Raw genomic sequence first — 15,337 nt, 5'->3', positions numbered from 1 at the left:
CTAAATCTTAGGAAATAAAAAAGCGCAGACCTTTCGATCTGCGCTTTTCATTTTTGCATAACCTAGCCTAGATTAATGCGACCTGTAAGAAAGTGATTAACCTACATTCTTACGAGCGTTTTGGAACATACGCATCCAAGCGCCATTCTCGCCCCAACCTTCAGGAGACCAAGAGTTTGCAACCGTGCGGAATACACGCTCTGGGTGAGGCATCATGATTGTCACGCGGCCATCCGTCGTTGTTAAACCAGTGATAGCGTTTGGCGAACCGTTCGGGTTGTTCGGGTATTGCTGCGTTTGGTTACCGTTGTTATCAACGTAACGTAGGGCAACTGTACCTGAGTTTTCAATCGCGTTTAGGTGGTCGTTGTCACGCACTTCTACGCGACCTTCACCGTGAGAAACCGCAATTGGCATACGAGAACCTTCCATGCCATTGAAGAATACGGAATCAGACTTCTGAACTTCAACTAGGCTGAAACGAGCTTCAAAACGCTCAGATTCGTTGCGAACGAAACGTGGCCAGTACTCAGCTCCTGGGATAAGTTCACGTAAGTTAGAAAGCATCTGACAACCGTTACACACACCTAGTGAGAAGGTATCTTCACGCTTGAAGAAGTTTTCAAACTGGTCACGCGTCGAATCGTTAAACAGAACCGACTTCGCCCAACCTTCACCAGCGCCTAGTACGTCACCGTAAGAGAAGCCACCACAAGCCACAAGCCCGTTGTACTCTTCAAGAACCGCTTGACCCGTTAGGATGTCGCTCATGTGAATATCTGTCGCTTCGAAACCTGCACGGTCGAATGCTGCTGCCATTTCCACGTGAGAGTTAACACCCTGCTCACGTAGAATCGCCATCTTAGGCTTAGCGCCAGTGTTGATGAACGGTGCAGCGATATCTTCATTTACGTCGAAGCTTAGTTTCACGTTCAGACCTGGGTCTGAGTTGTCTTTCTTCGCTTCGTGCTCTTGGTCAGCACATGCTGGGTTATCACGTAGACCTTGCATCTTATGCGTTGTCTCAGCCCAGATAGTACGTAGTTCAGTACGGTTACGTTGGATTACAACGTCTGCGCCTGACTTAATCACTACCTCGTCAGATGCTTCAACAGAGCCAATTACGTGTGAACACGCTTCTAGGCCATTTGCTGCAAGAGTAGAAAGAACTGCGTCTAGGTCGTCGTTGCGAACTTGGATTACCGCACCTAGCTCTTCGTTGAATAGTGCTGCTAGTGTGTCTTCGCCTAGCGCTGCAATATCAGCGTTAACACCACAGTGACCTGCGAACGCCATTTCAGCTAGCGTTACGAATAGACCACCGTCGCCTTTATCGTGGTAAGCGACAACTTGGTCGTTAGCCACAAGTGCTTGAACGCCTTCGTAGAAACCTTTTAGTTGTGCTGCGTTGTCTACGTCTGCTGGCTTGTCACCAAGCTGCTTGTAAACTTGCGCTAGTGCTGTAGCACCCATACGGTTTTTGCCGTTACCTAAGTCGATAAGAACTAGGCTTGTATTACCCTTGTCAGTGCGAAGTTGAGGCGTAATCGTCTTACGAACATCTTCAACACGTGCGAACGCAGTGATAACAAGAGATAGCGGAGACGTTACTTCTTTCTGCTCGCCATTCTCTTCCCACTTAGTCTTCATCGACATTGAGTCTTTACCCACAGGGATAGTTAGACCTAGCGCTGGACATAGTTCTTCACCAACTGCTTTCACCGCTTCGTAAAGACCTGCATCTTCACCTGGGTGACCCGCTGGAGACATCCAGTTAGCCGACAGTTTAATGTGTTTGATATCGCCGATATTGGTCGCTGCGATGTTTGTGATTGCTTCACCAACCGCTAGACGAGCAGATGCGCCGAAGTCTAGTAGTGCCACTGGCGTACGCTCACCAAGAGACATCGCCTCACCGTGGTAAGAGTCGTAACTTGCCGCAGTTACAGCACAGTTAGCAACAGGAACCTGCCATGGGCCAACCATTTGGTCACGAGCCACAAGGCCAGTTACCGAGCGATCACCGATAGTGATAAGGAATGTTTTCTCAGCCACTGTTGGTAGACGAAGAACACGGTCAACCGCTTCGTTCATCTCGATACCAGAACGGTCAATCGCTGGGTTATTTGCTTTTAGCGTTTTCGCGTCACGGTGCATCTTAGGTGTTTTACCTAAAAGGATGTCCATTGGCATGTCGATTGGCGTGTTGTTGAAGTGTGAATCTTCAAGTTTAAGTTCACGCTCTTCCGTTGCTTTACCAACCACTGCGTAAGGTGCGCGTTCACGCTTACAAATAGCGTCGAACGTTGCCATGTCTTCGTCAGCAACCGCCATTACGTAACGCTCTTGAGATTCGTTACACCAGATCTCAAGTGGGCTCATGCCCGGCTCATCGTTTGGCACATCACGTAGGTTAAAGATACCACCACGCTCGCCATCGTCTACTAGCTCAGGAAGAGCATTAGAGATACCGCCCGCGCCCACATCGTGGATGAATGCGATTGGGTTCGCATCACCTAGCTGCCAACAACGGTCGATAACTTCCTGACAACGACGTTCCATTTCTGGGTTTTCACGTTGTACAGAAGCGAAGTCTAGATCTTCAGAAGAAGAACCCGAATCCATTGAAGATGCCGCACCGCCACCAAGGCCGATGTTCATCGCAGGACCACCAAGAACGATTAGGCTTGCACCTACTGGGATCTCTTTCTTCTGAACGTGCTCATCACGGATGTTACCAAGACCACCAGCTAGCATGATTGGTTTGTGGTAACCACGTACTTCTTCACCAGCGTGAGAGTTAACTTTCTCTTCGTAAGTACGGAAGTAACCTAGCAGGTTTGGACGACCAAATTCGTTGTTGAATGCTGCGCCGCCAAGAGGACCTTCAAGCATGATATCCAGAGCAGTAACGATACGGCTTGGCTTACCAAAGTCTGTTTCCCAAGGTTGAACGAAGTTCGGGATCTTAAGATTAGATACAGAGAACGCAACCAAACCAGCTTTTGGTTTACCACCAATACCAGTCGCGCCTTCATCACGGATTTCACCGCCTGAACCTGTCGATGCGCCCGGCCATGGAGAGATTGCCGTTGGGTGGTTGTGCGTTTCAACTTTCATCAAGATGTGTGTTTTTTCTTGGTGGTAGTTGTATTGGCGAGTTTCTGGATCTGGGAAGAAACGACCGACTTCAGAACCTGTCATTACCGCTGCATTATCTTTGTAAGCAGACAGAACGTGCTCTGGTGTCGTTTCAAAGGTGTTCTTAATCATCTTGAACAATGATTTTTCTTGCTTAACGCCATCGATAGTCCAATCAGCGTTAAAGATCTTGTGACGACAGTGCTCTGAGTTCGCTTGTGCAAACATCATTAGCTCGATGTCAGTCGGATTACGACCTAGCTTCTCAGTGAAGCTTTCAAGAAGGTAATCGATCTCATCTTCTGCAAGTGCAAGACCTAGGGTAACGTTTGCTTTTTCAAGCGCTTTACGTCCGCCAGTTAATAGGTCAACTTCCGCATAAGGAGCAGGCTCAGCAACCGTGAATAGTGCCGCCGCTGATTCGAAGTCAGTGAAAACCACTTCCATCATACGGTCGTGCAGAATCGCTTTCAGCTCAACAAGTTGAAGCTCAGAAAGTTCAGAAGAGGTTTCAATGTAGAAAGCAGTACCGCGCTCTAGACGTGACACTTTAGCCAGTCCGCAGTTGTGTGCGATATCTGTTGATTTTGAAGACCAAGGCGAGATAGTGCCCGGGCGTGGCGTTGCAAGCAGCAGTAAACCTTCAGGTTCATGCTCTTCAATCGTTGGACCGTAAGTCAGTAGCTTTTCTAGCTTCTCAACTTCAGACTCATCTAGGTCTGCCGTTAGATCAGCAAAGTGGGCAAACTCAGCGTAAATACCTGTTATAGGTAAGCTTAATTCACGACAAAGCTCTAAAAGCTTGTTAACACGAAACTCAGATAGAGCTGGGGAGCCACGCAAAATTCTCATGTGCTTACGTCTCTTATGCAGTTGATTAAGGTAGTATTGGAATAAATTCAGTGGGTTATAGGAACAACCTAACTGTTTTCTTCGAAGCTATTCCCGAAGGTTGCCAAACCTATGCCGATTCCACCTCTTCAATGCGAGCGCATTATAAAGCATTTCTTTTTGTGACGTAACACCAAAAGCAACCGTTTGCGTGATTTTTTTTATCTTTCTGCGTAAATGGTACTTTTGCTGCATTTATCACCACTTTTACAACTGTTTAATTAAACCTACTTTGCCAGCCTTGCGGGGTTTGGTATAAAGGGGCTTCCACTTTTCGAGATTTCATTTTGATGCCTAAATTTACGCTCATCTTTTCGTCTAAGTTCCTTCTGCTCGCCATCGCCCTCTTTGGGTTGGCTGGATGTCAGATTGAATCTGAACCTAAAAGTGTCCTTGAGCAGATACGAGATCGTGGCGTTCTTCGTGTCGGCACCCTCAATAACCAACTCTCTTATTACATCGGTCCTGATGGCCCTGCTGGCTTGGATTACGAATTAGCGCGTGAATTTGCGCAGGAGCTTGGTGTAAAGCTTGAGGTTAAACCCGCTTACCGTTTGTCTGGCCTGTTCCCTGCCCTGCAGAAAGGCGAAATCGATCTTATCGCAACCGGCTTAACGCAAAACAATAAACTGACACGCGCTTATCGCGCCGCACCTGCTTATTATTATGTAAGCCAACAGGTCGTATACAAAAAAGGCCAGTGGCGACCAAGAAACCTTGAACAACTGATCAAGTTTGAGAATGAGCGTCAGGCTGAGTTTGTAAAAGCGCAAACTGAATCAGAAGAGGCGGCGTCTACTGACACATTAACGCCATCTTTGGTTGTAGTGAAAGACTCACACTTTGAGCCAACACTAAAGCAGCTGCAAAAAACACACGATGACTTTATCTATGATGCGGTCGGCAATGCTGATATCAACGACCTGCTTAAAGAAGTCTCGACTGGGGAGCGCTTATTCACTGTGGCTGACTCAATTGAGCTGTCACTTGCACAACGTTTATACCCAGACGTAGCTTTGGCTTTTGAACTGACAGAAGACCAACCTATCTCTTGGTATTTGCAGAAGTCTGAAGATGAAAGCCTTTATGCTCTGTTGATTGAGTTCTTCGGTAACCTAAAACAGTCTGGTGAACTCGCTTCACTGGAAGAGAAATACATCGGCCACATCGGTACTTTTGACTATGTTGATACTCGTGCCTTTATCCGTGCACTGGACAGCAAGTTACCAAAATGGTCACCGCTGTTTCAGAAGTACTCGCAAGAGTTTGATTGGCGCTTGATTGCTGCATTGGCATACCAAGAGTCACACTGGAACCCTGTTGCGCGCTCGCCAACTGGTGTGCGAGGCATGATGATGCTAACACTGCCTACTGCTAAGAGTGTTGGTGTAACCAACCGTCTTGACCCGAAACAGTCGGTACAAGGTGGTGTTGAATACCTGCGTCGGATCGTGAACCGAGTGCCAGATTCAATCACACAACATGAAAAGATCTGGTTTGCCCTAGCCTCATACAACGTAGGTTACGGACACATGATGGATGCTCGACGCTTAACCAAAGCACAAGGCGGAGATCCTGATGCTTGGGGCGATGTAAAAGACCGATTGCCTCTATTGAGACAGAAGAAGTACTACAGTAAGACTCGTTATGGGTATGCGCGTGGTGATGAAGCAAGGAATTACGTTGAGAACATTCGCCGTTATTACCAGAGCATCATTGGCCATGTGAATAAGCGCAATAAAGAGCAAGAAGCGAGCCTTGAAGGTTTGGTGGTGATCCCGCCTTTAGAAACCTCAGGTGCTGAATCAAGCATTAGTGCTGCTCAATCGACAGTAAGCAGTTCGGAACCTTCGCAGTAGATACTAAAAGAGCAATGCCATTAAGCATTGCTCTTTTTTATTGTGCTTTTTATAACTGCGCGAAAAAGAACAAGCTCGACAAAAGGCCATGAAACTCGATGTGTCATATTGCAGTAACAATCGAACTTTATAACGGCACACCATAATCAAAAATTACGTTCTGTTGCACATCAGTGCTGGCTTTAGACTAGAACTGCTCTTCTATTTAAGCCAAGCGTGCGACAGGCCAAACAAACGAATAACACTATAATTAAATCGTTAGTCCAAACTAAAAAGTCAGACGACAAATAGGAAATCATTGAAATGATGAAGAAACTGAAATCGAAACGCCTTGATAAGACCGTTGCTGCAAACCGTCGTAAGCGTATGCTTTCAAATAATAAAAAGAAGATCATTTGGCGCAATCGCGCTTTCATGCAGATGATTGCCGAGTAAATGTAGTTACTCAGTCAGTTTGCTTGGCACTCTTGCGATTGAGAGTGCCGAAAGCACGCTGCTATTTCTTGTTGCTAGCCTTCATCTCTGCTTCTAAACGCTGCTCTTCCAACAGACGTTCTTGCTTTCGCTTCTCTTTTATCTCTTTTCTACGACGCTTGAAAAACGCCTGCAATTGTTCACGGCACTCTTCCTCTAACAAACCATGCTCGACGTCGGCATAGTGGTATGAGGCTTGGCTTTCAAACAAATTCAACACTGTACCTGCAGCACCCGCTTTTAAGTCTGGGGCGCCAAACACAATGCGCTTTACTCGGCTGTGTAACAAGGCACCTGCGCACATTGGGCAAGGCTCTAGCGTGACATATAAAGTGGTATCGAGTAGACGGTAGTTTTCTAAGGTTTGACCGGCTTTACGCAAGGTTTCAATTTCTGCGTGTGCCGTTGCATCGTGGCTGCCAATCGAACGGTTCCATCCTTCAGAGATAATCTCCCCATCTTTCACTAATACAGCACCCACAGGAACCTCTCCCTCACTCTCTGCTTGCTTAGCAACCTCAATGGCGCGTCGCATGAAGATTTCATCTTGAGGGGTGAATTGATGGTCTGACAAAGGGAACTCCAAAAAACATAGGATAAAAACGAAAATAGGTATGCGGTGAAGCATACCTAATCTTCGTGATAATGAACAATAAAGAGGTTAAGACAACAAAAGACAATGAACCATTGCCGCTTGTTGGTTGATCTGACTGTTAGCTATTAGCATCTTCTGTGTCATCGACTATTGGCGTCGCCTTGATACTCACTATGCGATTGTTCTCAACAGAGATAATTTCAAACTGCCACTGCTGGTATTGAACAACTTCGCCGGCATCCGGTAAACGCCCGATTAACCAAGTCACAAGGCCATTCAACGTTTGGAAGCTCTCACTTTCGCCCTCAAAATCCGATAGCTCTAAACGGTTTTTCAGTTCACTGATAGGAATCAATCCATCCACCAGCAAACCGTCTTCCACTTGCTCGGTCCAAAGATCGTTCGGGTTATTCGATAGCTCACCAGCAATCGCCTCAAGAATATCGTAATGAGTCACAAGACCTTGCACATCGCCATACTCGTCGACAATGAATGCCATCTCAGTACCCGACTCTTTAAAGTAGCCAAGTAAACGCAGAGCTTTCATCGATTCTGGAACATAGATCGGCGAGCGAGACAGCCCCATGATCACTTGAATGCTTAGATTGCCCGCCTGATTCAGCAAGGCTTTGGCTGACACCGTACCGACCACTTTATTGAGGTGATCTTGGCACAATGGAAACACACTATGCTTTGATGAACGCAATTGCTTAAAGATATTCTCGACAGGCTGATCGATATCCAGAAAATCGATGTCTCGACGCGGAGTCATCAATGAGCTCACAAGGCGATCATCAAGCTGCAAGATATTGCGAATCATCTCTTGTTCGCCGCGTTCAATCACACCCGATTCCGAGCCCTCTTTCACCAGTGCATGGATATCATCTTCAGTCACGCTATCTTCTTCACCGCCTCGACCCATCAACTTAAGAATACCTTCCGTTGAAGCCGACAACGCAAATACAAACGGCGTCGCGATTTTAGATAGCCAGAAGATTGGCAGCGCGACTAACACAGCAATGTTTTCAGCTTGAGACTGAGCAAAACGCTTTGGTACCAACTCACCGACAACGATAGCGAAATAAGTAATACCCACCACCACAACCGCGGTAGACAAGATATTCGCTTGTGTTGGGTCTAATCCCCACAGTTCAAGTTGAACGGCCAATGGAGCCGATAGCGTCGCCTCACCCACAATACCGCTGAGCAGGCCGATTACCGTGATACCGATTTGAATGGTTGAGAGGAAGCGGGTTGGGTTTTCTTTGAGTTCAAGCGCAACCTGAGCGGAACGGTGTTTTTCGGCTAAGCGTTTCAACCGACTATTCTTTGCTGCTACCAATGCAATCTCTGACATGGCAAACAGACCATTTAAAACAATTAACCCTACTAAAAGCAGAATCTTCATGTGGCTTGGATTTCCTAAATTTACCGGCCAACAATTAGCCGTAATCCGGAGTATAAGCTGAGTGCCTTTACCTTGGATATAAAAAGTTTTGGGTATAAAAAGTCTCAGATATAAAAAATAGCGAAAAAAAAACCCGCATATTTCGGTGCGGGCTTAGCAATGAATAAAGCTTAATTTTGCTTAGTTCAATCTTACATTGTGTAAGTGTAAGGTGCTTGGATACCTAGTGGGATACCAAGAGCCCAGTAAGCTAGCAAGAAGATAGACCAACCGATTAGCATAGCAATCGAGAATGGCATCATTAGAGAAGCTAGAGTACCGATACCTGTGGACTTAACGTAGCGTTGACAGTAAACAACAACCAGTGGGAAGAACACCATTAGTGGAGAGATGATGTTAGACACTGAGTCACCTACACGGTAAGCCGCTTGAGATAGCTCAGGAGAGATACCCACAACCATTAGCATTGGAACTAGGATTGGACCGATAAGAGCCCACTTAGCTGAAGCAGAACCTACAAGCAGGTTAACTGAAGCTGTTAGTAGAATCATACCAACAACCGTTGCTTCACCAGGAAGGTCCATCGCTTTCAGGCCTTCAGCACCGTAAAGTGCCAGCATAGTACCGATGTTTGATTGACCGAATGCAGATAGGAACTGTGCACAGAAGAACGACATTACAATGTATGCGCCCATCGTTGCCATCGTCTCAGACATTGCTTTGATTACGTCATTGCTGTTTTTGAAAGTACCCGCTACACGGCCGTAGACGATACCTGGAATGATGAACAGGATGAAGATAAGAGGAACGATAGACTTCATTACTGGTGCAGAGAATGCTGTTAGCTCACCTTCAGGCGAACGAAGCGCTGAGTTTTCAGGAATAAGAGCCGCGATAAGCAGACCAATACCTGCAACCATAGCCCAACCCGCAAACTTGAATGCTTTAGATTCAATTGCAGTGAACGTACCAAGATCTGGTGCTGCTTCTGCATCTTCATCAACTGGCGTGTTAGCAAGGCGAGGCTCGATGATCTTCTCAGTTACGTACCAACCGATAGCAACAATAAGAACTGAAGATAGGCCAGTAAAGAAGATGTTCGCTAGAGGGTTAATCACGTATTCAGGGTCAAGAACGTTTGCCGCTGTTTGAGTGAAACCAGCTAGTAGCGGGTCAATACCTGAAGGAATGAAGTTCGCTGAGAAACCACCTGATACACCAGCAAACGCTGCTGCAATACCCGCTAGAGGGTGACGACCCGCAGCGTGGAAGATGATACCGCCAAGAGGGATTACGAGAACGTAACCTGCATCTGCTGCTGTGTGAGACACGATAGCAACAAGAATTAGCATTGGTGTTAGTAGCTTAGCTGGCGTGAAATTAAGCATCTTCTTAAGGCCAGTCGTAATGAAGCCTGAAGAATCTGCAACGCCAACACCTAGCATAGCAACAAGTACGATGCCTAGAGGTGCGAAGCCTGTGAACGTAGTAACCATATTCGCTAGGAAGCTAGCAAGCGCTTCACCAGTAAGTAGGTTGTTAACTTCAAGAGCAGCACCCGTTTGAGGGTTGATGAGGTCGAATGAAAAGTTCGACAAAAGTGCAGATGCTACCCATACAATAACTAGAGCCCAGAAGAACAGGATTGCTGGATCTGGAATTTTGTTGCCGGCGCGTTCAATGAAGTTTAGAAAGCGGTCCATTCCACTGATTTTCTCAGTCGATGGTGCTTTTTTTACGGCTTGGTTACTCATTGTAACTCCATATGTGATGTTGTTTTGTTTAGGCCTAATATAAGTTTTGACCACGGCCTATTGGTACAGCACATATTCTATTAAAGTCGTTATTAAAAAGCACAAGATTCCATCTGATTTTCCATAAATGGAGACATATTTTGCAAAAATACCATACAACCACAACAATATAAAAACACAAAAAACACCATTCCATATACAGAGTTTTAACTAGCACGCAAACAATGTCCGAGGAGTGAAAATTATCAGTAAAAGGAGTGGCGTAAGCCTTGGCATGCAGTAAACGTTTGCTTAGGGGTCAGTCAAACTCACTGTATTTGGAGAGCATAGTTTCGAGATAAATACTTTGCGCGCGGTTCATACGATCTTGCCATGCAATTGTGACAACAATGTTTTTGAGGGCACCAGATAAGGCTCCGCTCGCATTAGTGACTTCACATGTCATCGAATATACAGAACCAGATAAACCGGATAAGGGATCTGAACTCGCGATGTTGAGACAGTAACTCGACTGATTTAGTTCCTCAAAAGGAATAAGCCCTACCGCGCCACTAACATTGAGCGCGCGAGTTCGATAATGCTCCATCTGCCTTTCTGCAAAATGCAAAGCTTCGACACTCTGGAGCGCATGATCCGACTTTTGTTCCGCATACACCTGTAATTTAACCAGCCCTAACGACGCAACGCCAATCAGCAGAAAAGAGATAAGTACCTCTAGTAAACTGAAGCCAGAACTCTTAGAAATCATTCCACGAACCTCGCTGCCATTGGTACGTTGAAGGTGGGTCACTTGGGTTCGAATCCGCACGAAAATCCATGTCCATATCGCCCACTATGGTCGTCACTCCCGAGGGGGAATCAAAAATAAGACCACCAGAAGGTAAACCAGAGGCAAACTGAATCCCGACACTTTTTTTGACGACACTGGCCTCATCAATATCTTTGATAAAAGGCGCAAACACGTTATTAGCAGCGAGCGCATTCCAGAAACCATCGACTCGATTTTTCACGTGGCTCTTTTGATAATCGACCAAATGATAAATCACTCCGTTGTAAGCCATGGCTCCATTCAGGGCCAACACACCATCTTGCACAACCAACAGCTGTGACGGATTGATTGTGGCCGCAACCGAAGCGTTGATATGGCAGTTGCCTTCAATCCACAGCCCCTTGGTTTGCCCTGCAGTGAAGTGGTCCATGATCTCAGTGCCGCACTCAGTCGCATTCAATAGCTGAACATGCTTAAACAAATCCGTATCTTGTGATAAATCGACAATGTTTTGATCAGTTTTAGCAACACCAAAAAAGGTGTAAAACGGATTCATATTCGGATCTGGATTAAAGTCTTTTTGGAAAGGCGGTGGATTAGTACCTTGATAGTAATCAGGGGCATAGATTGAATGAGTGCTACCGGAAGCACCTTTCGGGATCTCCGTTTTATAATCACTATGGCATATACCATCAAAGCCAGAAAATGGACCATCAGCACTAGGATCGAGAACCTCTAACCCCAATGCCTGTCCTGAATTACTATGAGTTTCGTTATATTGATAGGTGAACAGGTCAGCAAAAGAGACACTGACACACTCATATTCATTGCCGCTAATTGGGTCTTCTTTTACTGTCGGCTTCAAGCTTAAGGTACCAATAAGCTCAATAGGCCCCGTCGACTGAATCGCCCCACTGCCGAACTGAGATCTTTCTTTTATTGTCTTAAAAAGTGACTGTGCGTTTGAGGATGACGTTACGATGTAAGCACTAGAAATTGCACTATCGGAGATCTCGATTTCTGGCTGATTTTGATAAGGAGAGCACCAATCTGCAAAATCCGCCGGGCGAGCACTCACGTCTTTGATATCAGCAATAGTCTTGTCTAATTCAAGTAAGTAAGAATAAGTACATTCTAACCCCCCTTCCGAACGCCAATGTTCTTGCCTACCTTGAACCTCGTTTTGAGCAACTTTGACCTGATGAAAAACACTGCGATACGTGCCTAGCGTCACCACTAAAGCTCCAACTAAAAGAACCGATGTCACCAGCAAGGTCACCACGCCGCGCTGCTTTCTATATATCATCATTGCCAGTTCCTTTGTTTAACGGAAACCGAAACCGATTTGGAAACACCTGCGGTTGGAATTGAGGCTGTGATACTGATGTCAGTAAATGTGCTCTTGATAGAGTTCTGCTCTAATACTTGGGAATTAATGCTGAACTCATCAACCTCAATGAGGTTGTCATCGAAAAGTGAGTAACATCCAGTAACCTCATGAAATGTAGGAATTGCCTCCGATACAGTGGTGCCCTTCTCACATATTTGCAGTTTGGTTCCATTTTTTCTGTAAACGATATTTCGATGATCTTTACTTGCGCTCGAACCCTCTCGGAAGTAAACAAAACCAACGGCAACACCACCGCTCACTTGAATGGTATCCGTCGCGCCAGACAACTTGATTGAATAACCATTAGATCCATCGTAGCCCGCTCGTTGAATATCTTCTTTCATCACTTGCATGGTGCTGGTTAGGTTTTGTAGTAGCAGTAACTCGATACCTTTGTCTTTAGCTGTTCTCTGACCGGTGATAAAAACACTGCCCATGATCGAGATCGCGAAGATACCAATCACAGACGCCACCATTAACTCAATCAATGATGTGCCTCGTTGCTTGCTAGGCGCAGCCACAATCGGCTTAACACGCATAATAGCCATACAGAGCGCTCGACTCGCCGCAAACCTTAATTCGCCCTGGGGGACTAGATAACTTAATCAATAAACGGTCGGTTGAAGATGCATTAGGAGAAAGATAGATCGTGCCCCTGGCAGGTCTCCCCCTGACACTCTCAAAACTGATTCTCGCCCCCGTATAGTTGTGAGAAAACGACACATCTCGAAACGGTTGACCCGATAACATCACCAGCGTTTCGCCAGAGAGATCTTCGGTCGGCTTCAACAACAGACTCCATTCCCCTGTTGATTGCTCCTCATTTTTATCCATAGAAAAATGCACCCAAAGATCTTGATTCCTTTTAACCGATTCAGACTTGGCCTGAATAAGAAAGCCATTCAACTCTCCGGCGAGTCGCTGCATCTTGACGGTTTCAGTAACCGAACTAAAACTCGGGGCAGCCGCAGCTATCAGTATCGACAGCACCGATACCGTTACTAACAGCTCTAATAAAGTAAACCCGCGAGTCATTTCCCAAATTCCTATGTAATTCAGTGCGTAACCGTATTTAATCTTGCAGCGATGCTACCACCAGAGAAGAATGGACAGAGTTATGAAAGGAAACTACTCGCGATGATTCGAAGAAATATATGCAACAGCAACAACATAAGCATGAGAGGGATGACATTGATCGAGTTATTGCTGGCTGTGGTAATCGTGGGGATACTCGGTGCCATTGCCTATCCAAGTTATACCAACCATGTTACCAAGGCTCATCGAGTTACAGCGATGGCCGACATGACCAAAATACAACTGGAGATAGAAACCCTATACACGGGAAACTATGCGTCGGCAGCAGTGAATATTATTTCTGGAGGAACATGCTTGTTTTGTGATACCGATTCTAGCCGATACACGCTCGCTATCTCAGCAAGCAGCAGCACCTATTCAATTCAGGCTGAGCCGCATGCACCACAGACAAGTGATGACTGTTTAGATTCGACGACTGATTTTTTGGAATTGCACCACTCAGGTATCTCAGAGCCAGAAGCGTGTTGGAAATAATGAGGTAAGCCAATCAATCTCATGCGTTACCCTTTTACCCTTTCTACAGGCACAAAAAAGCCTGCACACTGGCAGGCTTTAAAATTTTCAAATCACTATCTAATTACTTAGTTAGGTCATCGAAGAAGTTTTTCACGCCGCTGAAGAAACCTTCAGATTTTGGCTTGTGCTTGCTTGCCGCTTCGCCACAACATGTTTCTTCGAATTCACGTAGTAGTTCTTTCTGACGAGAGCTTAGCTTAACTGGCGTTTCTACCACTAGCTTAACGATTAGGTCACCCACACCGCCGCCACGAACACCTTTCACGCCTTTGCCACGCATACGGAACATACGGCCCGTTTGTGTTTCTTCTGGCACTTTAAGGTTTACACGACCATCTAGTGTTGGAACTTCAACTTCACCGCCTAGAGCAGCCATAGAGAAGCTTACTGGAACTTCACAGTAAAGGTTGTTGCCGTCACGCTCAAAGATGTTGTGCTCTTTTACGTGTACTTGTACGTACAGGTCGCCAGCTGGAGCACCTTGCTCTCCCGCTTCGCCTTCGCCAGATAGGCGAATACGATCGCCAGTATCAACACCAGCAGGGATCTTAACGTTAAGTGTTTTCGTCTTCTGCTTGCGACCTTGACCATGACATGAGTTACATGGGTCTTTGATGATCTTGCCTTTACCGTTACACGTAGGACAAGTCTGTTGAACCGCAAAGAAACCTTGGCGCATTTGTACTTGGCCGTGGCCATGACAAGTGCCACACGTTTGTGCAGAAGAACCCGCTTTCGCGCCGCTGCCGTCACAAGTATCACACTCTACAAGTGTTGGTACTTCAATTTCTTTAGAAACACCACGAACCGCTTCTTCTAAAGAAAGTTCCATGTTGTAACGTAGATCTGAACCACGTTGTGCACGCTGTTGACCGCCACCACGACGACCACCGCCGAAGATGTCGCCAAATACGTCACCGAAGATATCGCCGAAGTCACCTTGGCCACCGCCGCCGAAACCGCCGCCGCCCATGCCGCCTTGTTCAAAAGCTGCGTGGCCGTATTGGTCGTAAGCTGCTTTCTTTTGAGAGTCAGTTAGGATCTCGTACGCTACTTTTACTTCTTTAAACTTATCTGCTGCGGTCTCGTCACCCTGGTTACGGTCCGGGTGGAATTTCATCGCTAAGCGTTTGTACGCTTTTTTAATATCGCGCTCTGATGCATCGCGGCTTACGCCTAATACTTCGTAAAAATCACGTTTTGACATGTTCTAGGTCACCAAAATAATTGCTACTACCGAATGATCACTTCAGTAGTCTGTGTATCAATCTAGATAAAAGTTCTGCCGGCTGAAACGCCGAATAAAGCTATTATCTAGATCGACAAGTCTAAATACAAATTTACGGGCGTGAGAGTTACCTCTGACGCCCGTATATTTAGAAATCGAAAAACGACTTTTCTAAGCTAAAACACGTTAGTTCAAGGAGAAGGCACGGAGCTTACGG

At 46.1% G+C, this 15,337-nt stretch carries 12 protein-coding genes; 3 read left to right on the top strand and 9 right to left on the bottom strand.

Annotated elements, in window-relative coordinates; translation table 11 throughout:
* Nucleotides 1-96: 96 nt before the first annotated feature.
* Nucleotides 97-3,993 (bottom strand): phosphoribosylformylglycinamidine synthase, encoded by a 3,897-nt coding sequence (gene purL, locus BCU34_RS01800; RefSeq protein ID WP_102478364.1) that lies wholly within the window; start codon nucleotides 3,991-3,993, stop codon nucleotides 97-99.
* A 329-nt stretch (nucleotides 3,994-4,322) separates the two neighbouring features.
* Between purL and mltF the strand changes: the two genes are divergently transcribed.
* Nucleotides 4,323-5,891, top strand: coding sequence for a membrane-bound lytic murein transglycosylase MltF (mltF, locus tag BCU34_RS01795; protein ID WP_055318882.1), 1,569 nt, complete (start codon nucleotides 4,323-4,325; stop codon nucleotides 5,889-5,891).
* Between the two features lie 303 nt (nucleotides 5,892-6,194).
* Nucleotides 6,195-6,326, top strand: coding sequence for a hypothetical protein (locus BCU34_RS01790; RefSeq protein ID WP_017059878.1), 132 nt, complete (start codon nucleotides 6,195-6,197; stop codon nucleotides 6,324-6,326).
* Nucleotides 6,327-6,387: 61 nt separating this feature from the next.
* Here BCU34_RS01790 and tadA read toward each other — a convergent pair whose 3' ends face one another.
* From tadA to BCU34_RS01755, 7 genes are all read right to left on the bottom strand, one after another.
* Nucleotides 6,388-6,993, bottom strand: a complete 606-nt coding sequence (gene tadA, locus BCU34_RS01785) for a tRNA adenosine(34) deaminase TadA (RefSeq protein WP_057623811.1) — start codon at nucleotides 6,991-6,993, stop codon at nucleotides 6,388-6,390.
* 85 nt (nucleotides 6,994-7,078) lie between these two features.
* Nucleotides 7,079-8,368, bottom strand: coding sequence for a hemolysin family protein (locus tag BCU34_RS01780; RefSeq protein ID WP_048657877.1), 1,290 nt, complete (start codon nucleotides 8,366-8,368; stop codon nucleotides 7,079-7,081).
* Between the two features lie 191 nt (nucleotides 8,369-8,559).
* Nucleotides 8,560-10,122, bottom strand: coding sequence for an AbgT family transporter (locus tag BCU34_RS01775; RefSeq protein ID WP_048657876.1), 1,563 nt, complete (start codon nucleotides 10,120-10,122; stop codon nucleotides 8,560-8,562).
* A gap of 298 nt (nucleotides 10,123-10,420) precedes the next feature.
* A complete protein-coding gene (locus BCU34_RS01770; protein ID WP_048669197.1) occupies nucleotides 10,421-10,870 on the bottom strand; it encodes a prepilin-type N-terminal cleavage/methylation domain-containing protein in 450 nt (149 codons plus the stop codon).
* Complete coding sequence (locus BCU34_RS01765; protein ID WP_102478365.1) at nucleotides 10,860-12,200, bottom strand: hypothetical protein; 1,341 nt, start codon at nucleotides 12,198-12,200, stop codon at nucleotides 10,860-10,862. Before BCU34_RS01765 ends, BCU34_RS01770 begins: the two co-directional genes overlap by 11 nt.
* On the bottom strand, nucleotides 12,197-12,829 hold the full coding sequence (locus BCU34_RS01760) for a PilW family protein (RefSeq protein WP_102478366.1): 633 nt from the start codon (nucleotides 12,827-12,829) through the stop codon (nucleotides 12,197-12,199). The genes BCU34_RS01765 and BCU34_RS01760 overlap by 4 nt, the downstream gene beginning before the upstream one ends.
* Nucleotides 12,810-13,316 (bottom strand): GspH/FimT family pseudopilin, encoded by a 507-nt coding sequence (locus BCU34_RS01755; RefSeq protein WP_048657872.1) that lies wholly within the window; start codon nucleotides 13,314-13,316, stop codon nucleotides 12,810-12,812. Before BCU34_RS01755 ends, BCU34_RS01760 begins: the two co-directional genes overlap by 20 nt.
* Before the next feature lie 102 nt (nucleotides 13,317-13,418).
* On the opposite strand from BCU34_RS01755, the gene BCU34_RS01750 reads away from it, so the two are divergent.
* The gene (locus tag BCU34_RS01750; protein ID WP_102478367.1) at nucleotides 13,419-13,850 is read left to right on the top strand and encodes a type IV pilin protein; all 432 of its coding nucleotides are present in this window, start codon (nucleotides 13,419-13,421) and stop codon (nucleotides 13,848-13,850) included.
* A 103-nt stretch (nucleotides 13,851-13,953) separates the two neighbouring features.
* On the opposite strand, the gene dnaJ is transcribed toward BCU34_RS01750, so the two are convergent.
* On the bottom strand, nucleotides 13,954-15,099 hold the full coding sequence (dnaJ, locus tag BCU34_RS01745) for a molecular chaperone DnaJ (protein WP_102432252.1): 1,146 nt from the start codon (nucleotides 15,097-15,099) through the stop codon (nucleotides 13,954-13,956).
* Nucleotides 15,100-15,337: the final 238 nt, after the last annotated feature.

The organism is Vibrio sp. 10N.286.45.E10 (genome assembly GCF_002874195.2).
GTDB lineage: Bacteria > Pseudomonadota > Gammaproteobacteria > Enterobacterales > Vibrionaceae > Vibrio > Vibrio crassostreae.
The sequence above is the reverse complement of the archived record's forward strand: the minus strand, read 5'-3'. Positions and strand labels throughout refer to the sequence as shown.

Excerpts from the sequence above, each read along its gene's own strand:
- BCU34_RS01750 (WP_102478367.1), top strand. The coding sequence starts at position 13,419 with ATGATTCGAAGAAATATATGCAACAGCAACAACATAAGCATGAGAGGG.
- BCU34_RS01760 (WP_102478366.1), bottom strand. The coding sequence starts at position 12,829 with ATGGCTATTATGCGTGTTAAGCCGATTGTGGCTGCGCCTAGCAAGCAA.
- dnaJ (WP_102432252.1), bottom strand. The coding sequence starts at position 15,099 with ATGTCAAAACGTGATTTTTACGAAGTATTAGGCGTAAGCCGCGATGCA.
- mltF (WP_055318882.1), top strand. The coding sequence starts at position 4,323 with ATGCCTAAATTTACGCTCATCTTTTCGTCTAAGTTCCTTCTGCTCGCC.
- BCU34_RS01770 (WP_048669197.1), bottom strand. The coding sequence starts at position 10,870 with ATGATTTCTAAGAGTTCTGGCTTCAGTTTACTAGAGGTACTTATCTCT.
- tadA (WP_057623811.1), bottom strand. The coding sequence starts at position 6,993 with ATGCTTCACCGCATACCTATTTTCGTTTTTATCCTATGTTTTTTGGAG.
- BCU34_RS01775 (WP_048657876.1), bottom strand. The coding sequence starts at position 10,122 with ATGAGTAACCAAGCCGTAAAAAAAGCACCATCGACTGAGAAAATCAGT.
- purL (WP_102478364.1), bottom strand. The coding sequence starts at position 3,993 with ATGAGAATTTTGCGTGGCTCCCCAGCTCTATCTGAGTTTCGTGTTAAC.
- BCU34_RS01765 (WP_102478365.1), bottom strand. The coding sequence starts at position 12,200 with ATGATGATATATAGAAAGCAGCGCGGCGTGGTGACCTTGCTGGTGACA.
- BCU34_RS01780 (WP_048657877.1), bottom strand. The coding sequence starts at position 8,368 with ATGAAGATTCTGCTTTTAGTAGGGTTAATTGTTTTAAATGGTCTGTTT.
- BCU34_RS01790 (WP_017059878.1), top strand. The coding sequence starts at position 6,195 with ATGATGAAGAAACTGAAATCGAAACGCCTTGATAAGACCGTTGCTGCA.
- BCU34_RS01755 (WP_048657872.1), bottom strand. The coding sequence starts at position 13,316 with ATGACTCGCGGGTTTACTTTATTAGAGCTGTTAGTAACGGTATCGGTG.